The sequence below is a fragment of the Paraprevotella clara YIT 11840 genome (genome assembly GCF_000233955.1).
In the GTDB taxonomy this organism is placed as follows: Bacteria; Bacteroidota; Bacteroidia; order Bacteroidales; family Bacteroidaceae; genus Paraprevotella; species Paraprevotella clara.
In genome coordinates this window covers 16,342-38,152 of sequence record NZ_JH376618.1, presented here as the reverse complement: position 1 = coordinate 38,152, position 21,811 = coordinate 16,342, and the positions used below count along the sequence as shown (strand labels likewise).

Annotated in this window: 13 protein-coding genes; 7 read left to right on the top strand and 6 right to left on the bottom strand. The window is 51.5% G+C overall.

Going from position 1 to position 21,811, the window contains the following annotated elements; genetic code table 11:
* Positions 1 to 19: 19 nt before the first annotated feature.
* Together HMPREF9441_RS13300 and HMPREF9441_RS13295 are read right to left on the bottom strand one after the other, a co-directional pair.
* The gene (locus HMPREF9441_RS13300; RefSeq protein WP_008622096.1) at positions 20 to 784 is read right to left on the bottom strand and encodes an amidohydrolase; all 765 of its coding nucleotides are present in this window, start codon (positions 782 to 784) and stop codon (positions 20 to 22) included.
* 157 nt (positions 785 to 941) lie between these two features.
* Entirely contained in the window at positions 942 to 3,182 is a 2,241-nt protein-coding gene (locus HMPREF9441_RS13295) for a glycoside hydrolase family 95 protein (protein WP_008622095.1), read from the bottom strand.
* A gap of 259 nt (positions 3,183 to 3,441) precedes the next feature.
* On the opposite strand from HMPREF9441_RS13295, the gene HMPREF9441_RS13290 reads away from it, so the two are divergent.
* The 4 genes from HMPREF9441_RS13290 (at position 3,442) to HMPREF9441_RS13275 (ending at position 5,198) form a co-directional block, all read left to right on the top strand.
* The gene (locus HMPREF9441_RS13290; protein ID WP_008622092.1) at positions 3,442 to 3,966 is read left to right on the top strand and encodes an O-acetyl-ADP-ribose deacetylase; all 525 of its coding nucleotides are present in this window, start codon (positions 3,442 to 3,444) and stop codon (positions 3,964 to 3,966) included.
* Between the two features lie 19 nt (positions 3,967 to 3,985).
* Complete coding sequence (locus HMPREF9441_RS13285; protein WP_008622091.1) at positions 3,986 to 4,219, top strand: DUF3791 domain-containing protein; 234 nt, start codon at positions 3,986 to 3,988, stop codon at positions 4,217 to 4,219.
* A 122-nt stretch (positions 4,220 to 4,341) separates the two neighbouring features.
* Entirely contained in the window at positions 4,342 to 4,593 is a 252-nt protein-coding gene (locus HMPREF9441_RS13280) for a hypothetical protein (protein WP_008622090.1), read from the top strand.
* A gap of 41 nt (positions 4,594 to 4,634) precedes the next feature.
* Entirely contained in the window at positions 4,635 to 5,198 is a 564-nt protein-coding gene (locus tag HMPREF9441_RS13275) for a flavin reductase family protein (protein ID WP_021981271.1), read from the top strand.
* 598 nt (positions 5,199 to 5,796) lie between these two features.
* On the opposite strand, the gene HMPREF9441_RS13270 is transcribed toward HMPREF9441_RS13275, so the two are convergent.
* The gene (locus tag HMPREF9441_RS13270) at positions 5,797 to 10,083 is read right to left on the bottom strand and encodes a leucine-rich repeat protein (RefSeq protein ID WP_008622086.1); all 4,287 of its coding nucleotides are present in this window, start codon (positions 10,081 to 10,083) and stop codon (positions 5,797 to 5,799) included.
* Positions 10,084 to 10,589: 506 nt separating this feature from the next.
* On the bottom strand, positions 10,590 to 12,131 hold the full coding sequence (locus HMPREF9441_RS13265; protein WP_172634971.1) for an alpha-N-arabinofuranosidase: 1,542 nt from the start codon (positions 12,129 to 12,131) through the stop codon (positions 10,590 to 10,592).
* A 124-nt stretch (positions 12,132 to 12,255) separates the two neighbouring features.
* Here HMPREF9441_RS13265 and mltG point away from each other — a divergent pair, with 124 nt between their 5' ends.
* The gene (gene mltG, locus HMPREF9441_RS13260) at positions 12,256 to 13,347 is read left to right on the top strand and encodes an endolytic transglycosylase MltG (protein WP_008622080.1); all 1,092 of its coding nucleotides are present in this window, start codon (positions 12,256 to 12,258) and stop codon (positions 13,345 to 13,347) included.
* Positions 13,348 to 13,453: 106 nt separating this feature from the next.
* Here mltG and HMPREF9441_RS13255 read toward each other — a convergent pair whose 3' ends face one another.
* On the bottom strand, positions 13,454 to 13,960 hold the full coding sequence (locus HMPREF9441_RS13255; RefSeq protein ID WP_244949775.1) for a sigma-70 family RNA polymerase sigma factor: 507 nt from the start codon (positions 13,958 to 13,960) through the stop codon (positions 13,454 to 13,456).
* A 325-nt stretch (positions 13,961 to 14,285) separates the two neighbouring features.
* Between HMPREF9441_RS13255 and HMPREF9441_RS13250 the strand changes: the two genes are divergently transcribed.
* Together HMPREF9441_RS13250 and HMPREF9441_RS13245 are read left to right on the top strand one after the other, a co-directional pair.
* On the top strand, positions 14,286 to 17,915 hold the full coding sequence (locus HMPREF9441_RS13250; protein WP_008622077.1) for a hybrid sensor histidine kinase/response regulator: 3,630 nt from the start codon (positions 14,286 to 14,288) through the stop codon (positions 17,913 to 17,915).
* Between the two features lie 24 nt (positions 17,916 to 17,939).
* Entirely contained in the window at positions 17,940 to 18,332 is a 393-nt protein-coding gene (locus tag HMPREF9441_RS13245) for a helix-turn-helix domain-containing protein (RefSeq protein ID WP_008622076.1), read from the top strand.
* Between the two features lie 246 nt (positions 18,333 to 18,578).
* On the opposite strand, the gene HMPREF9441_RS13240 is transcribed toward HMPREF9441_RS13245, so the two are convergent.
* The gene (locus HMPREF9441_RS13240) at positions 18,579 to 21,809 is read right to left on the bottom strand and encodes an efflux RND transporter permease subunit (protein ID WP_008622074.1); all 3,231 of its coding nucleotides are present in this window, start codon (positions 21,807 to 21,809) and stop codon (positions 18,579 to 18,581) included.
* Between the last annotated feature and the right edge of the window lie 2 nt (positions 21,810 to 21,811).

Here is a 21,811-nt window from a genome sequence, read left to right as displayed (position 1 = left end):
ATCTGTATATCTTCTGAGTTTAAATATTCAATGTAAAATCATCGGCATCATCCAATACCGGAAATTTGCGGCGGAAATCAGCCAGGCCGTCCATATCCACCTCCACCGTCACGGCATCTACCCGGCCTTGCTCACAGGCCGCTACCGTACGTCCGTAAGGGTCTATCATCAACGTGCCTCCGCAATACTCGCAAGACGGGTCCGCTCCCACACGGTTCACCCCCGCCACATAGCACTGGTTTTCGATGGCTCTTGCCCGTAGCAAGGCCAACCAGGCTTCCACACGCGGTGTAGGCCAACTGGCCACATAAAGCGCCACGTCGTAGTCCTTCCGGTTGCGCGCCCATACGGGAAAACGTAAATCGTAGCAAATCTGGAGCAGGATTCGTACGCCCCGGAACTCCACGACCACACGTTCCCGACCGGCTGTAAAATGATGGTGCTCTCCGCCGTACGTGAACAAATGCTTTTTGTCATACGAACGGACCTCCCCGTCCGGACTTACGAAATAGAAACGATTATAATACTTGCCGTCTTCCTGTACGGCCACGCTACCGGCCACGGCACAGTCGTGCCCTGCGGCATAGCGGCGCATCCAGCGCAGCGTATCACTGTCCGCCGGTTCGGCCAGTCCTTCGGGTTGCGTACAGAACCCGGTGGAGAACATTTCGGGTAACACATATAAATCCGACCCGGGACAAGCCTCCATCGCCTGCTCGGCATTCCTCACATTAGTTTCCGGATTCCCCCATGAAATATCTTGTTGCAAAAGTGTTATTTTCATACAATTTTGATATTAGATAGGCACAAAGGTAACGAAAATAAAAGAAAGAAGCATCTTTTTCCGATAAAGTATTCAAAAAAAGTAATGAACAAACGCAGCTCCGCCGCCTTTTCATGGAAAAAGGCGGCGGAGTAGCACGTTCTTTAGGGCTATATCTTTATTCAAAACGAAGACGGTAACTCTTCCCAGCCGATGTAGGAAATACCACTGCGCCATCGGCCTCCTGCGTAAAGGCCACCTTGCCGCCTTTCGACTTCTTCACCTCGACAAGCTTGGCATCCGGCAGGTACATCCGGCATTCCTGTCCGGCAGCCGAATACACCCGGCCTTCCACCATCTTCCCGTCTTTCCACGTCACGTCGAAAGTAAAGCCGCCTTTCGCCTTCAATCCTTTGAAATGCCCGTCATCCCACGCCGAAGGCAAAGCCGGCAACAGATGCACGCCCTTCACGGTGTTCTGCAACATCATCTCGGCGATACCGGCCGTGGCTCCGAAATTTCCGTCTATCTGGAACGAAGGATGGGCACAGAACAGGTTTTCATACACGCCGCCGGCATTGTCGTCCATGCTCACCACCGTCACGTCTGTAATATTTTGCGCTTGTTTCAGCAAACGGTAAGCCCGTTCTCCATCCCACAAACGTGCCCAGCAAGCCACTTTCCAAGCCCGGCTCCATCCCGTGGCACCGTCGCCCCGTGAATCCAAAGCCACTTTGGCCGCCTCGGCATAACGTTTGTCTTTCAAGTAAGAAATCTGGTCGCAGGGGTACAAGGCCATCAAATGAGACAAGTGCCGCTGATGGTCTCCTTGTTTATCCTCCTGTATGGTCCATTCCTTGATTTGCCCCCATGAACCGATATGCAAGCCGTTGTCCAAACGGGAGAATTTCTCTTTCAGCTCCGATACGAAAGCATCGTCGACGGCCAACACATCGGCTGCCGCCAATGTTTCCTCAAACAAGGCGTACACCAACTGTTGGGCGTAGGCCACGCCGTCTTCCCAAGGCCCGTGTTCGGGCGACCATTCGTTGGGAGCCACCAACCGCCCTTCTGCATTTTCCTTCAGGCGGTCGAACCAATACTGGCAAGTCACCTTCATGACGGGCCAGGCCGTGTCGCGCAAGTATTCCTTATCTAAAGTATAAGCATAATGTTGCCACAGGTGAGTGCAATACCAGGCATTGGCCGGACGGTTGATCAACCAGTCCGTATAACCGAAGATATTGTTCTGCGTGTGTACGGCCCATCCGCGGCAATTCTCTTTCCGTGCCACTTGTTGCCACGCGCCTCCGTCCTTCAAAGCTTCAGTAGACACGTAGGTAATGAACGGGGCATAGCATTCCGAAAGATTGGTCACTTCGGCAGGCCAATAATTCATCTGCACGTTGATATTGCTATGGTAGTCGCACTCCCATGCAGGATTGTTCACGTTGTTCCACAACCCCTGCAAGTTACTGGGCAACTGGCCTCCGCGCGAAGAGCCGAGCATGAGGTAACGCCCATATTGGAAATAGAGCATGTCGAGGTAAGCATTGTCTTTATGCTCACGCACAAGCACGTCCGTCGTGTAGTCCGGCTGCTCCGCATCCAGGTCCAACTCCACACGGGCGAAGAGAGGTTGGTAATCCGCCAGATGCGCTGCTTTCAACTTCTTGTAAGACTTCCGCGTAGCCTTGTCCATCCGAGCCGATACCCGTCGGTGTATCTCGTATGCATCTCCACGCGTGTACGTCGGCGAAGCCAGGTCGAAATTGGTCGCACCGGTCAGCACGACCGTCACCGCATCCGCCCCTTTCACCTCCAACCGGTCGGATTTCGTCTCCACCATGCCGCCGTCGGCCTGTAAGAGAGCCTGTGCCTCGTAGGACAACAAATCCAACGTGCCTTTGATGGTCATCGTATGGCCGTCCACCCGGGTCATCCCTTGCCGTCCGTCCTGCATCCGCAGGGAGAAGTTCAGTTTGCCTTTATGTCCGGGCGTCGTCAGGCGCACCACAATCACGCTGTCCGGGTTGCTGGCAAAATATTCGCGCAGGTAGTCCACTCCGTCAATCGTATAAGACACACGCCCTATGGCATCGTCCAAAGAAAGTTCCCGACGGTAGTTGGTGCAAGTTTCCGGCGTATCGAACTCGAAAAACAAGTCGCCCATGTTCTGGTATGCCCCACGCCGGGTCGTACTGCCGGCCCACAACGTCTTGTCGTTGAACTGCAACTGTTCCTTGGCCACACCCCCGAAGAACATAGCCCCGATTCCCCCGTTACCGACCGGCAAGGCCGATGTCATCCACACTTTAGCCGGCTCGTCATACCACAGTTTCATCGGTACGCGTTCCGCATCCGCCGCCACTGCATACAAACAAGCAGCCAGGCCTAAAAAGCATTTTCCCACTCTCATTTTCGTGTTTCTTTTCTTTTATTCTTATATTTAATGTAATGAAGTACAAAATTAACGATTCCATACTTCACACAGTAGAACAAACCCGTCAAAAAATAGGAGAATATCGATAAAACGGCCTCTACTACCACCCAAGCCATGCTTCATGCGAAAAAATATCCCATCGCAAATATTTTGCAATCTTTCCCAAAAACATACTTCCTTTCCCGGATATTTTGACTATTTTTGGAGCATTGCAACAAACCATGCGTAACGAGACATGAAAGACCGGATAAAAATAATCGTGGGAGACATCACGCAACTGCAAGTGGATGCCATAGTAAACGCCGCGAACTGTTCCCTGTTGGGAGGCGGGGGTGTGGACGGAGCCATACACCGCGCTGCGGGTAAAGAATTGTTGGAGGAATGCCGCACGTTGGGCGGATGCCGGACCGGCGAGAGCAAGATGACCGGAGCGTACAGACTGCCCTGCAAGAAAATCATCCATACCGTCGGACCCGTATGGCACGGCGGAGGGCACCACGAGCCCGAGTTACTGGCATCCTGCTACGCCACCGCCTTGCAAATGGCCGAGACTCACCACCTGAAAAGCATCGCCTTCCCTTGCATCAGCACCGGCGTGTACGGTTATCCGCACGCGGCTGCCGCAAAAATAGCCTGGGATACCGTCAAAAGCCACATACGGGACGGGAAATATGAAGGTGATGTCGTCCTCTGTTGCTTCCGGGAAGAGGACGCGGAAATCTATCGCAAACTCATGCAAAATCAAACTTATACCGACTAATCCCCCCATACCCTTTGGAATGGAAAAATATATAGAACTTTCAAATGAAGAAATACGCTTGGGATTTGTTTCCACATGTATAGAATCTGTGGCTGCAGCCCTGAAACGACCGTACCACGAAGTATTCCTCCGCATGAAAAAGACGGGAATGATCCGTGATTATATCTACCATTGCTATGATGCCCTTCACAGCGACAGCCTCGAAAACGTGACGGCAGAATTGATCGGACTTCTAAAAAAAAGAGGAGGATAGGCAATGAGCAAGATTGAAGTCTACCACGGAGGTACAGAAATTGTAGAACGCCCTTTGTGCCCATCAGCCCAACAACCAGATTTGCTTGCGCAACCAGTTTTTATTAGATAAATACTTATATTATGAGCGTACAGAGAAAGCCTGACATGCAACATTTGCCTCCCGATATAGACCGCATTCTTTTGGGAGGACGCATAGGTATCATAGCCAATGCCATTGCCGGGAAATTAGACATAGACAGTGTAAGGGCATTGGAATTGTTCTATGAAAGCGAGACCTGCAAGCACCTCCACGACAAGACAACAGGCCTCTATCTTTTCGGTGACCTTTATATCGCAGAGGAATTCTTACAGGAATTACAAAAACGGCAATAAGAAAAAAATGGCATCACACACATACCAAATAATATACTATGATGAAAAGTTTTAAACCTCAACCGTGGCTGTTGCCACAACCCGTGCTGATTATCGGCACTTACGACGAACAAGGACGACCCAACGCCATGAACGCGGCCTGGGGCGGACAATGGGACATGAAAGAAATCATGATTTCAATGGGCAAGCATGCCACCACCGAAAACCTGAACCGCCAAGGGGACTTCACAGTGGCCTTTGCCACCCAAGCCACTATGACGGCGGCCGACTACGTGGGCATCGTCAGCGCAAAGAACAACCCGCAAAAGATAGAAAAAACGGGATGGACGGCCGTACGGTCGGAAAACGTCGACGCCCCGGTCTTCACCGACTTCCCGATGACGTTTGAATGCCGGATTAAAGAAAAAATACATGAATCGGACACCGGATATTACATCGTCGCGGAGGTCGTGAACATCCTCGCCGATGAAAGATACCTCGCAGACGACGGCAAACCGGACATGGAGAAGATGGGGCTGATTGTCTTCGACCCCGTCCACCACAACTACGCCGGTCTCGGCCAAGCCGTAGGAAAAGCCTTCTCCGACGGTAAGAAACTGAAATAGGATAAGTGTCAAATCGACAGCCCTACCCTTCCGAGAATGCCTTATTCGGACACGGAACGGGACTTCGACGAAAAAAAACGATTCTCGCCTGCCGGTGTTTTAGCATAATGACAGTCCGGCAGGCTTTTTCTATTCCACCACGTCACACGGAAGACCACAGTACAAGGTTCTTTCGCTCCTTCCTGTCAACAAAAACAAGCATCAGGTTTCTTTCTGCACAAAAATTTCTCAGGCAAAAAACCACCAAACAGACGAAAAAGGGATACTTAAAGCACGTTCCTTCTTCGCCCGGCTCCGTAAAATCCGGCCGCATGAGGAGAACTCAGGATTTTCATGCGGAAGAAAATTTTGTATACTGCTCCAAACGAAAAATTGCTTGGCTGAAAGCGATTCCGGTTTATGCGGTTTTTATACATTAGGAATACCGGAAGCCGTATAAATATACACCGTTTTGCATATCCGCACGTCTAAACTCCTTCTTTTCACAGCCGCCATCCGCTTCGTTTTTTGACGTTTTGTTAACCAAAAAGTCCCTCATGACGCACACGACGTCACAAGGGACTTTCCTTTCGTCAACTTCCCCAAAGGGAAGGAATACTTATTTCACTACTGTCTTGTAAGAGCCGTTGCCGACCTTGACGATATAGAAACCTCGTTCGAGTGTAATCTCTTCCGTCTGGTTTTCCGCTTTCTTCTGAACGGCCATTTTACCGGAAAGCGTAAATACCGTAACGACTTTTCCGACGGCACCTTCTACGACGATGCTTCCCGACCGAGCACGGACGGAAACGACATCATCCTGCAACGTTTCGGATATAGCATTGGCATCCTTCGTCTCAAACGTACCGGTATATTGCGAAATGGCCTGGTCGGCTTCGTTGTAAGCCGTCATACGATAGTAATACCCCGTAGACGCTTCCAACCCGTCGATAGTGGCACTCAGCATCGTGCTGCGTTTCTTCACCGGATTACCCTCCGCGTCGAACCACAGGCTGCCGGCCAACTGCGTCATGGCCTCATCACGATAAACGTTCAACTGGTAGCAAGAAGCTCCCTCTTCTGCCTCCCAAGTGAAAGCCACCGAAGTGCTTCCGGCCTCCGTCTCCACACTGTTGCTGCCACTGACAGGGACGAATACGGCTATCAAACTGCGGCTGCCTTCCACGACGAAGGAGTAAGTCTCTTCCTCGCTTACCACTTGGCCGTCTTCCGTCCAGGCCGAGAATACGTAGCCGGAATGTGCCACGGCTTTCAACTCAGCCGTTTCGCCAAGTTGGTATTCGTTCATGCCATAGATTACCCCGGCGTTTTCTATATTCTTGGCCACAGCCACCGTGATGGGTGCTTCCTCCTCTATATAATAGAAGTCTTTCCAACCCGTGCTGCGCTTATACATCTCGCCTGCACCATGGGGAACGTGAAGTTTGCATGAGTTGACCCGCACGCCCTCGAAGGTATTGGAATAAGCCGACGATGGGTCGGCCCCCTTGCAATAGATGTCCGTCAGTCCGGCACATCCGTACAGAGCTTTCTCTCCCACCATGTAAAGCGTGGAAGGCAACGTCAGTTCGTGGAGCATGTTACAGTTGTAGAACGTACCGAAAGCCAACGTCTCGCAACCTTCGGACAACGTGAGTTTCTCCAGACCTGCCGGTAAATAATAAGTCTCGCTGCTTCCGTCCTCCATAAATTGGACGACCTTCTTTTTGCTGTCGTCGGCCATGCCGTTGAACAAGGTTCCGAAGTTGGTGGCCGTGGAAGCCGAACCCGCCCCGGCAAAAGGCAACGTAAGCTCCTTCAACCCCTTCAGGTCGGCCAAGCACCCTTCCTCCATCGTCTTGACCTGCGGAAGCGTCAGTTTCTCCAGACTTTCCATGCCGGTGAAGCTCCCGTTGGCCAAGTTCTCGACACGTTTTGCCTCCAAGACCTTCAAGTTCGTAAATTGGTTGAACAGTTTCGTATCGGTAATCGTATCGACATATACCAACAACGTGTCTATCAGGTCCAGGTTTCCTGTGAGATACACGGACTTGGTTCTCTTGCTCTCATTGACTTCCGTATAAACGAATTGGTCCATGGACAGTGAATCGCAGTAAAACACCAACTTCTCCAACGTCTCGGGCAATTTGTATTCGCGTTTGTAAATCGTCCATTTCTTGCCGTCACTTCCGGTCTCCGTCTCTGTAGGCAAGCCATCCCCATACTCGGCAAACATCGCACCCAAGATGTCATCTTCCTTACTTATCGTTGCGCGGCTTCCACCCACGTAATACAAAGTGGCAGAACGCAAATACTTGCAGTCCGGCAGGTTGTATTGCCAATAACCGGCCAAGGTAGCCGGGATGACCAAGTCGGTAAGGCAGGGCGGAATGACGACCGTCTCGGTCAAATCCTTGTCGCACAGCATGCCGCTGCACGAAGCATAGGCCTGGTTCCCGCTCTCCACATCGATGTAGGCCAAAGCCGTGCAATCATAGAAAGCTTCGTTCCTCACGCTTCCTGTCGCAGCCGGAATCGTTACCCTCTTCAGGTTCGTACATCCCCGGAACAAATTTGATTCCAAAGTTGTCAGGTTATGGGGAAGGGCCATTTCGCTCAACATCGTGCATCCTTGGAAAGCACTGCTCCCGATAGACGCCACCATGTCCGGAATATCGACATGGGCCAAGGCCGTACAGCCCTCGAAAGCATTGCTGCCGATTTGGGTAAGCCCTTCCGGCAAAGTGACGGATTCCAGTCTCGTACAGTTCTTGAACATACTGGATTCGAGGGCCTTTATCCCTTCAGGTATCGTTATGGAAGGCAGGCTCAAGCATCCTTGGAAAGCACAATATTTCAATTCCGTGAGGGATTCCGGAAGCACGATATTTTCCAAGCTCGTACACTGGTTGAAAGCATAGTCTCCTATCTTGACCAATGAAGCGGGAAGCTCCACGCTATGCAGCTTCGCACAGTTGGCAAAAGTGTATGCCTCGATGTAGCGCACGCCCTCGGGCACCGACACGCCGCCCAACGACCAACACATCTCGAAAGCATGTTGCCCGATAGTGTCCACGGCCTCTGGCAAGGTGATTTCCGTCAGGGAGGCACAGTTGGCAAAGGCATACGCCCCGATGGCCTTTACGCTTTGGGGTAATTGCACGTATTCCAGAACCTCGCAATTATGGAAAGCGTAATCACTGATATATTCCGTTCCCTCGGGTACCTCAAAACGCCCTGCGGACCGCGGGCATTTAAGGAAAGTATTTCCAATGGCCAACGGCATGTCCAGATTATCGCAATTCGCAAATATGGCGTTACCCAAGGTATCCACTTCCTCCGGCAGGACAACCTTGTACAAGGCTGCACATCCGCTAAAGGCATATCCACCGATATAATTCACCGTAGAAGGGATTTCGACCTCCTGTATCGAAGCACAACGAGAAAAAGCCCCGTCGCCGATGTGCGTAAGGTGCGAAGGTAGCGAAACGCCTTGCAACTTACTGCAATCCTGGAACGTATAATTAAGAATACTGGTAATCCCCTCCGGAAGGTTCACACGTTCCAAACTCGTACACTGCTCGAACACGGCATACCCTAACTTTTCCACAGAGGCGGGCAAATTGACCGCTGTAAGCTGGTTACATGAGGAAAACGCACCGCCTGCCACCGCCTTTATCCCATCGGGCACCGTATACTCGCCCTGATAGGAGGTAGGCAAGCAAACAAAAAGAGTACTATTGTAAAGAGGAGAAGTAAGGTTACCGCACTCTATAAAGACCGGAATATCCATCCGGACAAGGCTCTCCGGGATATTTACCGTCTTCAAACCGGAACAGCCCAAGAACGCACTCGAACCGATATATGTCAACCGGGACGGAAGTTGGATTTCCTCCAAACCGGTGCAATACTGGAAGGCATATTGTCCGATACTGTCCAACATCTCGGGCAAAGTTACCTTTTTGAGTACTGAACAACCACCGAACATGTTGTCACCGATTTTGTGCACGCTTTCAGGAATCGCTGCTTCTTCCAAAGCCTGACAACCGGAAAAGGCATTATCTCCCAACACATCCAAACGCGACGGCATCTCCACGCGTTGCAGGCCTGTGTTATAATAGAATGCCATCTTTCCTATTTCTTTCACACTCTCCGGGATTTTGAGTGTGGTGATTTTCCCATAAGCGAAAGCATTCGGAGCAATCTTCTTCGGACTGCCGGGAATAGTGAAATCACCGGTCACCTCTTCCGACAAATAGAAGAAACAGTCTTCGTTATACACGCCTTCCGTAAGGGCATTGCAATAACGGAAACAATTTGCCCCTACGCTTTCCACACCTTCGGGCATGTTAAGTTTGCGAAGCATCTTACAATTATAAAACGCATTCTCCCCTATTTCCTTTACGGTAGAGGGCAGATGCACATCTTCCAAATCCGGACAAGCCGAAAAGGCATTCTTCCCTATTACTTCGCAACCGGCGTTGATGTAGATGTTCCACACCTTTTGGCACTTTGAAAAAGCATAAGGGGCTATCACCTTGATTCCGGCAGGAGCACCGTAATTGTAACTGCTGCTCCTGTAATTCCGTGGAAGATAAATAAAGGTTGTCTTGTTGTACTGTGGTTCTACAATGGATTCGCACCCCACCAACCAATCAAACTGAGGGAACTCGATGCCCTCGTCGGCCTCTATTTTCTTGATGGATTTCTTGTGGGCATCCCAAGGCAAGGGAACGGTGTAGGTGGAAGAAGAAATAATTCCTTCCCCCGTCAAAGCAAGCACACCAGTCTCCGTATCCAACGAATACCGTACATTCTCGCCGCAAGTCCCTTCGTACACTTCGGCAAACGAAGGCAAACCGAACCATAAGGCCAGCATGCCCGTCAGAAGTTTTCTTTTTTTCATTTCACTTCATTTTTAATGTTAAACAATTATGTAAAAAACACTATTTCCTCCTCTCCACTTGAAGAAGCATGGCGTATTGTGAAATGAAATGTGAGATTCCGCAAAAAAGAAGCGCAAGCTCCTATTCTGCGTCTTCCAAAATTGAGGTCCTGAGAAAACCTTAGCAACAGAAGAGACGAACAGTAGCCTACGCTATACGTAGGCATCTACTCGCACTATCCTCTTGTTGCTATTTTTTGAAATTTCTCAGGTTTCAATCTTGACAAGAACAATGCAGCAAATGCTTCATAATCTAACCCACAAAAACGGACATGCGGCTACACTTAACAGCATATTCCACCGTAAAACTAATAAAAATAATCTGACCATAGGACCTTTTTCTTTTATTTTTTTGCACTTCTCCCTGAAAAAACACGAAACAGGACACTCGTGAAGACAAAAAGAAATCTCCCCGCATCCACCATGACAGATGAATACGGGGAGAATAGAAATAAATCCAAAATAAATTACCGCAACTCCAACGCCACAATACTCATCGGCGGCATCTTCACGGTCAACTTGCCGTTTTTCAGTTTTGCCCCCTTGAAGTCCGCAGGCTTCACCACGTCGGGCTGCTCAAAGGTGTTCTTGTCTGTGATGGCCTTACAGGTCAATATGCGTCCCGCAATGGATTTCATGCCCAAGCCGGACAAATCGACAGTGACTTCGTTGGAGTTCTCCAAATCCACGTTGGACAGCGAAATATGCACCGCACCGTCCTGCGCCTTGGAAGCCGTGGCACCGAGCATAGGCAGCGTGCGCTGCTCGCCGTCCTGTCCCATGCGTGCACGCACTTGTTTGTTCTCGCACTGCACCTCTATCGGCAAGTAAGTAGCGTCCTGATGCACGTTGTACATCTGGAATACATAATAGGAAGGCGTCAGCACCATCTTATCGTCCTTTGTCAGAATCATGCTTTGCAACACATTGGCTATCTGCGCGATATTGGCCATCTTGATACGGTCTGTGTACTTGTGGAACACGTTCAGCGAAAGGGCTGCCACGAAAGCATCGCGCATGGTGTTCTGCTGATACAAGTGCCCACGGATGGTACCGGGTTCTTCATCCCACCATGTCCCCCACTCGTCCACCATCAGAGCCACGCGCTTTTTAGGGTCATACTTGTCCATGACGGCCGAATGTTCCTTGATGCAGTTCTCGATATCAAGGCACTTGCCCATCGTCCAATAATAATCTTCCGGAGTGAAGTCCGTAGCCGAACCTTTGCTACCCGACCATCCGGCCACGGTATAATAATGGAGCGAAAGGCCGTCCATCTGGTTACGCGCCTGCTTCATCATCGTTTCCGTCCAATGCAAATCGTATTCCCCCGACCCGCTGGCTATCTTGAACAAACGGTTACCGTCGTAATTGCGGCAGTAAGTCTGATAGCGGCGATACAGGTCGGCATAATATTCCGGACGCATGTTACCGCCGCATCCCCAACTTTCATTGCCCACACCGATGTATTTCACACGCCACGGCTTCTCGCGACCGTTCTGCTTACGTAACTTGGCCATCGGGCCGTCCTCGGCCGTCATGTATTCCACCCACTGCGCCGTCTCCTGCACCGTGCCGCTCCCCACATTCATGGACACATACGGCTCGCACTCCAACAACTCGCAAAGGTTCAGAAACTCGTGTGTACCGAAACTGTTGTCCTCCACGGTTCCGCCCCAGTTGTTGTTCACCATGCGCGGACGGTTCTCTTTTGGACCGATACCGTCCATCCAATGATATTCATCGGCAAAACAACCTCCCGGCCAACGCAACACGGGTATCTTCAGGTCCTTCAAAGCCTGAAGCACATCGTTCCGGTAACCGTCTGTATTGGGAATGGTAGAATTCTCGCCCACCCACAGCCCGCCGTAAATACACGTTCCGAGGTGTTCGGCAAACTGGCCGTAGATTTCTTTGGGAATGGATTGCTTGGCCTGGTCGGGAAACAATCGAACTTGTGACTCTTTCTGCGCCGCAAGCGGCAAAACGGCCATCAGGGCCGCACTCATCATTAGCTTTCTTACTTTCATGATATTAAAATGAGATTAAATCGTTGCAAATATACATATCTTTTTTGAAAACCCTTCCTTTTTTGGTTAACTTTGCACGATTAAGAAACAGAATTTCATCATCATGGAAAAGAAAGAAGCATTCAAGAAGATCGCGAGTGAGCGAGAGCAGTCCGAGCTTGCTCAGGGACTGCCGGGCGTGAGCGGTTTATCTAAATGGGGACTTCCGGCTGCCGGCGTCATCGTGGTCTTGCTGGGACTATGGGCTTACCTGGCATTCTTCCATGCCACATTCGGCATCGGAAACACTGTATACCTTTATATAGATGCAGACGATACACCGGATTCCGTACGGGTCAAAATCAAAAACACAGCCCGTCCGGGCATCTCTGCCGGTTTCCCCTTGCTATCCGCGCTCAGCGGCTACACCGTGAAAAGCGGATGCTACGCCGTGGAACCGGAAGATAACATGTTCAGCGTATTCCGCCGACTGAAACAGGGACGCCAGACACCCGTCCGGTTGACTATTCCCAACGTACGAACGATGGACCGTCTGGCCGGCACATTAGGGAAAAAACTCATGATGGACTCTGCCGTCGTGGCGCAACACTTTGCAGACTCCGCCTTCTGCCGTCAGTACGGCTATGACACCGCGACGATGGCTTGTCTGTTCATCCCCAACACGTATGAAGTATATTGGAATACAAGTCTGGAGGATTTCATGAAACGCATGCAGAAAGAAAACACCATATTCTGGAACAAAGAAAGGCTCCGCTTGGCAGAAGCTGCCGGATTGACACCGAACGAGGTCGTCACCCTGGCTTCCATCGTGGACGAAGAAACAGCCAACAACGCCGAAAAGCCTATGGTGGCCGGCATGTACATCAACCGTCTGCGTACCGGCATGCCTCTGCAAGCCGACCCGACGGTGAAGTTCGCCCTGCACGATTTCTCCCTCCGGAGAATTTACCACAATCATCTGAACGTGGAAAGCCCCTACAATACTTACCGGAACACCGGCCTGCCTCCCGGCCCCATTCGTATTCCTTCCATCGCCGGTATCGACGCCGTGTTGAACCATGTCAAGCACGACTACCTGTATATGTGCGCCAAAGAAGACTTTTCCGGTACGCACAACTTTGCACGCACCTACCGCGAACATCTGGCCAACGCCGCCAAATACTCGAAAGCCCTCAACCGAAGGGGCATCAAATAAAAGAAAAAAGACCGATATAAAAACAGTGAAGGCCGGGCATCGCTGCCCAGCCTTCTCCAGTTTCTAACTTAACTAATATATGAAAAAACCTATTAAAAAAACCATTCTAACCGTACATCCGTTGTAAACTGCAACCGATAGTCCTTTCGGCCTTACGCAACTGATATTCCACCACGCGTTTAGTGATATTCCTGGCTTTTGCCACTTCGAGATAAGTCTGCCCTTCCATGTGGATATCCAGAAACACCTCCTGCTGCAAATCCGGCATCCCGGACAATGTCTCACCGATGATACGAAACAGTTCCTTATGGCACAGAGCCTCGAACTCATCATCCGAAAAACGATCTGCCGTCTGCTTCAATTTGTATTTTATCTGCTTGAAGCGCGACCTGCGGCGAAGATAATCCATACACTTATTATAAATCATAGAGAAAAACAGCCCGACTACATTTCTCTCGCGGTTCAACTTTTCCCCCTGTTCCAAGAAACGCAGTAAAACGTCGCTCACGATGTCACGTGCGTCTTCGTCATTAAAGACATACATCGAAGCATATCGCAGGGCCGACCGGTAGTGGCTCTCATAAAAATCTGCAAAGTCGAATCTTTCTTCCATGTTCTCACGGTTTTTCATTAAGACTTTGCAAAAGTAACGGGGACGTGCAAAACGCCACTGCACGAAGCGTCGCAAAACGCTGTACAAAGCGTTGCAAAACACCGGTTGCAACATACCATACATATAAAAACAACATTTTATACACCAACCTGCGTTTCCCGGAATACAAATCCGGCCAAAGCCACCATTCTTTACATACGTTTTTGTAACTTTGTTACACGAAGATAGGATGCGGCTCGGCATAGCCAAGCCAGAAAACTGCGTTTTCGCTTGTCTCTGCGCTCACCTTTCACTATCTTTGCTGTAATAAACCTAATGTCAAGAGATGAAAAACTTCTGGATTCTTATCATAACCGCTACGCTGTTGTCCTTGCCTTACCGGTCATCCTCCTCGACGGAAAGATTCCGGCTGCTGGATACCGGAAACGGACTTTTCAATAATCAAGTACGCTTCCTCACACAAATGGAAGACGGCAAGATACTGGTCTGCACCGAAGGCATGTTCAATGTGTACAACGGCAACAGCTTCGAGCCGCTCGCCTGCGACTTGACCTACACCGTCCCCTTGGGTATGCACAATTTATGCACAAGCTATGACGGCGGCAACGGGCTGCTGTGGGCCAAGGACTTTTACCGTCTCTATCTCATCAATACCCGTACCGGACGTTTCTGTCACGATATCAAAGAACGCTTTGAGGCTGCCCGTCTGACCGAAGCTTTCAATGACTTTATCCTCGACCACGACCGAAACGCCTGGATTATTACCGAAAGCGGAAAACTTTACCGGTATGACTGGAAAAAACCAGCCAAACAGGTCTACGAGCCACGACCCGAAGAAAAATCCCGGGGTATCCGTGTCAAAGAAGTCATGCAGGCCGGTCCCTTTCATCTGATATTCCTGAATACCGGCAGGATGCTGGTTTGGGAAGAGAAAAGCGGACACATCGTGGGCGAAGATTCCACCGTGGCCACTCCCGCCCCCTCCGAATATTTCCGTACGGCTTGGTTGCAAGCCGACAAGGAGCACCTGCTTATCTCCGTCAGCCATACGGAAGGATACTTGTACCTCTATAATATATATACGCGCGAATGGAAAGAAATACTTAAGGGAAAAGCCATTAATGATATTAAAAAATGCAAAGACGGCTGTTTTTGGTTAGGTGGCAACCAAACGCTCATCAAACTTTCCCCACGTTTTGAACTGCTACAAGAAACCCATCGTCTGGAACTGACCGGAAACGAATCCGTAACGGACTTCATCATGTCGGTCCTCGTCGATGACCGGCAAGGGTTATGGTTAGGGTTGAGCAGTTCCGGAATCTTGCGGGCCGTCCCTCCCGGAAAATACATGGAATACTATATCAACGAGGAGGTGGCGCACGAGGAAGGACGGATGATTCGCAGCCTCTGTCCGTACGACGGCCGACACTTGCTGGTCGGCACGATGGAAGGCATCTACCTGTTCGACACGGCCCGCAAGAACTACCGGACATTCCACTCCGGATTCAGTCACCTCTATTGTACAGACATCAAAAGAGACCCGCACGGTGCATTCTGGTGCAGCACCCGGCAAGGACTATACAAAATACAGGGCAACAGGGTCGAGCGGGCAGACCCGACGCTGCTGCCGGGCCTCCCGTCCGAAACGGTCCGTTTCAGCCTTCCCCTTTCCGATGGCAGCATCTTGGTTTGTATGGATTTGAAAGACCTGTATCTTTGTCGGCCGGAAAAAAGGACAGCCCTACGACTCAATGAAGATTTTCCGGAACTGAACCGCAGCCGTGCCATGAGCTTTGCCATAGAAATAAAACCCGGCCAACTCATCATCGGCGGACAAAACGGACTCTTCGGATATGAGATTACCCGGAAGAAACTGCAACGTCTGGCTTGGATAGTCCCTTGGGAAAGATACAGCACGAAATACAACTGTGCATACGCCGAAGGAACATCCGTCTGGATAGGTACGCAGAACGGATTGATATGCCATGACTTCCGCACGAAGGAAACCCTGCGGCTCAGCACGGAAAACGGCCTGCCGAACAACTGCATACAAGGCATTGCCGCCGATGCCGAGGGGAAGCTGTGGGTATCGACTTCCAACGGCATCGGGAGAATAAACCGGAACGCAGACGGCACCTTTTCCATCGCACGGTTAGACGGAAAAGACGGCGTGCAATACGGGGAAATGATGGAACAGTCCATCACCGCCATGCCGGACGGGCATGTATATGTGGGCGGACTGAACGGTATCACCGACATTGCCCCCCAAGCCACGGACTACGGGCACGAAAACCTGAGGCCGACACTCGTCGGCCTGCGCGTCATGAACCATCCCATCAACAACGAAGGCACGTTCCGCGACCGCCAACTGCTTCCGGAAGGGCTGTCCTACACCCGCCACCTGTACCTGAAACACAACGAGAATTTCATCGAAATGAAATTTTCCGCCTTGGATTACGACACGCCCCAACACACGCACTACCGTTACCGGCTGGAAGGGGTGGACAAAACATGGAACCTCACTTCGGAACCAACAGGTATCTGCACGGCCAGCTACACCTCCCTCACGCCCGGAACGTACACGCTTCAGGTACAAGCCGCCATGGGAAGCACACCGTGGGGAGCCGCCGCCGAATGGCAAATCACGGTAGAGCCTCCTTTATGGAAGACTTGGTGGGCTTACGCCATTTACCTCATCGCCGCGCTGGCACTCCTCTACTACATCATCGAACTATACATCGCCGACAAGCGTTCGCGCATGATGGCTGAACAGGAAAACCTGAAACGGCAGAAGGAGCAGCATCTCGACGAACTCAAATTCCGCTTCTTCACCAACATCAGCCACGAGTTGCGCACGCCGCTCGCGCTCATCATCACCCCGCTCGAACTGCTCATCCGCAAAGCCGGAGACTCCGCCCTCAAAAGCGAACTGGAAAAGATACTCGGTAACGCCCGCGACTTGCTCCGGCTCGTCAACCAGTTGCTCGACTTCCGCCGTCTGGAACAGAAAGGCGAACAACTGAAACTGTCGATCGTGCAAATCAAACCGTTCATCGAAGACAACGTGAACCATTTCGGCCCACTCGCCCACGAACGGCACATCGGATTGTCCTGCGAGTGCGCGTTCGGGCAGGAAGACCTGTTCCGTCTGGATGCAGAAAAGATGACACGCGTGTTGAACAACCTGCTTTCCAACGCCATGAAGTTCACCCCCGAAGGCGGTTTCATCACCGTACAGGCGGGATGGCAGGAAAGCTCCCCGGCAGGCGAAGGTCCTAACGGCATCCGCATCACCGTCAGCGACACTGGTATAGGCATTCCGGCGGAAGACCTGAAAAACATTTTCGTGCGTTTCTACCAAAGCGAAGGCACACAAAGCCATCCCGTGAATACCGGCAGCGGTATCGGACTGCACCTGGTCAAAGGTTATATGGACTTGCACAATGGGGAAATCACGGTGGAAAGCACACCGGGAAAAGGCACTCGCTTCACGCTGCTGCTGCCTGCCCAACCGCCGCAAACCGCCGCCTCCGATTCCCAAGCCGCCATCGGAAGCACGCTTCCCGACACGGAGAAAGCACCCGAATCCCCCGTGCCCGAAGGAAACAAAGTCACCGTCTTAGTGGCCGAAGACAACGAGCAATTCCGCACGTTCATGAAAGATCTTCTCGGACAGGACTTCACCGTGCTCACCGCCGCCGACGGGCAGGAGGGACTGGCCATGGCACGGGAATACGGTCCCGACCTCATCATCAGCGACGTGATGATGCCGCACATGGACGGCTACGCCTTCTGCCGCGCAGTCAAGGACGACGTGCAGTGCTGCCACATCCCGTTCATCCTGCTCACGGCCAAAAACTCTTCCGAAAGCCGGAGCGGGGCATACGAAGCCGGTGCCGACTCGTTTATCGCCAAACCGTTCGACATCGACGTGTTGCACAGCCGCATCCGTTAGCTTCTGGAACAACGCGAGCGACGGTTGGCTTCGTTCCGGAAAGGCACGCACATCAACCCCAAGGAAATCACGATTACCAGTCTGGACGAGAAACTGATACAAAAGGCATTGGAATGCATCGAAAAGAACATGGACAACACCGAATACAACGTGGAGGCCCTCAGTGCCGACATGGGATTAGAACGCTCCTCGCTCTACAGGAAGATGCAAGCCATAGCGGGGCAGACACCCACGGAGTTCATGCGTTCCATACGGTTGAAACGCGCTGCCCGATTGTTGGAAAGCGGCCAATATTCCGTACAGGAAATTTCATGGATGGTAGGTTTCAACACCCCGCGCTACTTCTCTTCCTACTTCAAAGAGATGTTCGGCATGACACCGTCCGCGTATGCCGCGCGAAACCGGAAGCAGGCCTGAAAAAGGCATACGCCTCCTGACGGAATCATAAAAAGAAGCGAGTTTCAGACAGCTTTCAGCCACGCGTCCGACCGACCGGCTGAGAACGGAAAATCGTTCGACTGAGATTGAAAAATCGTTCTCAGCCGAACGATTTTTCGTTTGGCGCAGAAAAATTCGGCACATTCACCATGCAAATAAACAGAAAGAAGCCTCTTTCATAATACACGACATAACATCATATTACACAATCTGTTATATTTCATATCAAACACCCAAGTCCGTTTTTTTGTCCTTCTTCTTCAAAGGCATGAAAATGGGCATGACGAATATCAGGGCCAGGATGGAAAACAGCAAGCCGCCCGACGTTCCGATGGCGAAAGAGAACCAGAAAGCTTCCTCCTGCCCGTCTATGAGGAACGGCACCAAACCCAGGACGGTGGAAAGCGTGGTCAGGAACACCGGAATAATCTTGTGGTTGTAAGCCTTGACGTACAAATTCACACGGGGCAACGCCTGCGCCTTGCAGGCCGCCGTTTGGTTGTTGTACTCGTTGATGATGTAAATACCGGCATTCACCACCAGTCCGCTCAGCAGGACCAACGAGGCGAAACCGCCCGTCCCGAACTTCACTCCGGAAAAATAGAACGTCAGGAACGTGCCGATGAAGGACACCGGAATCAAAGTGATGATGACGAAAGGCAACCGGAACGACTCGAAAAGTATGGAACACATGAAGTAGATAATCAGCACGATGACCAATATCAGCCAATACTGCGTGCCTTCGTCCTGATACCAGTTCGGCGTGTTGTTCAGGCAACGGTACCCCACCGGGAAGCGGTCGTTGAACTCATCCGTCACTTCCTCTATGTATTTGGCCGTGTAGTTGTACGAACCCAACACGTTGAAAGCCACACGCAACACATATTCCTGATTCTTTTTGGGAATGCAGTTCTTGGCCTCTCGCAGGTTCATGTCCATGAAAGGCGGAAGCCACACGTCTCCTTCGGACGTCTTGACATGGGTATGCTCCAAATCCCACACATTGAAACGGTCGGATTGCAACGAACGCAGGTAGATGTCGGTCCGGATAAACTCGTCCTCGTAACGCCCCACGTCCACTCCCGAAAGCAACTCGCGCAACGTGCCGTGCATGGCCGCCGCCGACTGTCCGTACAAAGCAAAGTTCTGCGGCGTATAGACCATGTACAATTCATCTTCCTGCCGCTCATGCCCCGGCGTTTCGATGATGATGTCCATCACGCGGTGGTTCTGCTTCAAGCGGGCACAAATGTCCTCCGCGTACCGGTACAAGGCATTATAATTGTATCCGGCAATCTCGATCCGGTTCGACCGGTATTGCAGGTTCAGCGAATTGCTGAAACCCCGCTCGCTCACACCGTAAGTGCTCCAGTCCGCCCCTCCGATGGAAATGACCTTGCCGATGACCTTGCTCTCCAAGACATAAGGGAAAGACGTGTCGCGGTATTCATCCTTGAATTCCACGGTCAGGTTGGCCCCCCACCATTCCACGCGGCTCTCGAACCGTTTGATTTCCTTGAACCCGACCAAGAAGTTCTCCAGAATCTGCACCTTCTCGTTCAATTCGTGCACGCTTCCGCCCAAAGGCATTTGGGCACGGATGTGGAGTTTCATCTCCTCTTCCTCCTTGGCATACGTATTCTCGTCCAACGACTGCGCAAAGAGACGCATGGTTCCTCCGAACACCTTGCTCAACGGTTCTTTCAGCTCGGTCTGGAAAAAACGGGTGCCAAACGTGGCATTGTACGCCCTTTCATACCACGGATCCTCTTCTTCCGCCTCGCTCTGGTAATACACTTTCTCCTTGTCCCACCGGTCCGGAAGGGCATGGAACGGTATCCCGAAAGCCAACACCAACAGGACGTAGTATATCCACTTGCGTTTCTGCGTGAAAGCGATGTACTTGCGGTAAAAGCGCGTCCAGGCCATCACCCGCTTGGAACGCCCCAAACGTTTTATCGGCATGCGGCTGCTGTAATGGAACTGCTTGACCAAAGCAGGCACGAAGAACAGGGCCACGACAAGCGCCACCGTCAAGTTGATGATGATAATCCAAGAGAAGTCGTACAGGTCGCGCTGGATATACTCCGGCATGAAGAACACCACCACCAACGACCCTATTGTGGTGAGCAAGGCGGCCAATATGGCCAGGAACGCTTTCCGGTTGTGGTAGTAACTGTAATGGTCCACCATCACGATGGCCGCGTCGATAATCAGTCCCAACGACACCGTGATGCCGGCCAACGAAAAGGTATGCAGGCGCATGTCGAACACATAGTAAGCCATGACGGCTATCAGGACGTTGGCGGCCAACGTGATGGCGATAATCGACAGATACTTCCAGTTACGACGAACCAACCAGACGAACACCAACAGGATGGCCAACGACATCAACGTGCGCGTAATCAGCTTTTCCAATTCCGACTGTTTCTCCTTGGCTGCGTCGTACGTCAAGGTCAGATACATGCCGTCGCGCAAACGGGGTTTCAATTCCTCTATTTTCGTACGCAACTGGCGTGACAACTCTATCTCGTTGGCATCCGCATCCACGACGATGTTCATGTAGATGGTGTTCAGCCCGTTTACGCGGTAGTAACTGCCCGGCAGCCGGTCCCGGTATTCGAAGGTGGCCAAGTCGTTCAGATAGATAATTTTCCCGTCCACGGTCTTCAGGGGCATCTCACCTATCTGGCGGGCAAACCTCGAGGTCTTCAGGTAAAGGGTGACACGGCTTTGCTCCCCGTCTTCATCCCTGTACATCACATCGCCCACGATATCCGACTTTCCGATAAAACTTTTGATGCCGTCCTCCACGTCAGCCACCGTCAGGCCGTAGTTCGCCACGATGAGGGGGTCGTACGTAATCTCCATATATTTGGAAGTCCCGCCGGTCACGTCCACGCTCTTCACCTCTTCCCATGCCCGTACCACCGGTTCGACGTTTTTCTCCACATACTCTTTTATCTGTTCGCCTTTCAGGTTGGAATTCACCTGATAGGTCAACAGATGCCTCACAGGACTTTCTTTCTGCGGGGCACCGTCATTCACCACTTCCCCACCCGTCAGTTCTGGATAAGAAACCTCTTCGGGCAATTTCTTCCGCACCTGCTTCAAGAGCGACGAAATCTCGAACTTCACAGCGGACACATCGGCTTCTTTCTTCAGCACGACCGTAACCCGTCCCGAACCGAAATAAGACTCCGACGAGACTTCGGCCACGCCTTTCACAGCCGAGACCAACCCTTCTATCTTCGACGTCACCTCCTGCTCCACCACCTTGGGCGAGGCGTTCCTCCATCCATAGCTTATCGTCAGCGTCTTGCCCTGGCGCGGCTTGGGGGACGAACCCACGTCTACCAACGGAATCAGGGCAGCCCCGATAATCATCAGGATAATCATCGTGAGCAACAGGCTGAACGACGATACGCGATCCAGTATGTGAGTTTTCTCTTGCATAA

Bases quoted from the DNA above. Each gene is read 5' to 3' on its own strand.
- HMPREF9441_RS13300 (WP_008622096.1), bottom strand. From the start codon at position 784: ATGAAAATAACACTTTTGCAACAAGATATTTCATGGGGGAATCCGGAA.
- HMPREF9441_RS13295 (WP_008622095.1), bottom strand. From the start codon at position 3,182: ATGAGAGTGGGAAAATGCTTTTTAGGCCTGGCTGCTTGTTTGTATGCA.
- HMPREF9441_RS13290 (WP_008622092.1), top strand. From the start codon at position 3,442: ATGAAAGACCGGATAAAAATAATCGTGGGAGACATCACGCAACTGCAA.
- HMPREF9441_RS13285 (WP_008622091.1), top strand. From the start codon at position 3,986: ATGGAAAAATATATAGAACTTTCAAATGAAGAAATACGCTTGGGATTT.
- HMPREF9441_RS13280 (WP_008622090.1), top strand. From the start codon at position 4,342: ATGAGCGTACAGAGAAAGCCTGACATGCAACATTTGCCTCCCGATATA.
- HMPREF9441_RS13275 (WP_021981271.1), top strand. From the start codon at position 4,635: ATGAAAAGTTTTAAACCTCAACCGTGGCTGTTGCCACAACCCGTGCTG.
- HMPREF9441_RS13270 (WP_008622086.1), bottom strand. From the start codon at position 10,083: ATGAAAAAAAGAAAACTTCTGACGGGCATGCTGGCCTTATGGTTCGGT.
- HMPREF9441_RS13265 (WP_172634971.1), bottom strand. From the start codon at position 12,131: ATGAGTGCGGCCCTGATGGCCGTTTTGCCGCTTGCGGCGCAGAAAGAG.
- mltG (WP_008622080.1), top strand. From the start codon at position 12,256: ATGGAAAAGAAAGAAGCATTCAAGAAGATCGCGAGTGAGCGAGAGCAG.
- HMPREF9441_RS13255 (WP_244949775.1), bottom strand. From the start codon at position 13,960: ATGGAAGAAAGATTCGACTTTGCAGATTTTTATGAGAGCCACTACCGG.
- HMPREF9441_RS13250 (WP_008622077.1), top strand. From the start codon at position 14,286: ATGAAAAACTTCTGGATTCTTATCATAACCGCTACGCTGTTGTCCTTG.
- HMPREF9441_RS13240 (WP_008622074.1), bottom strand. From the start codon at position 21,809: ATGCAAGAGAAAACTCACATACTGGATCGCGTATCGTCGTTCAGCCTG.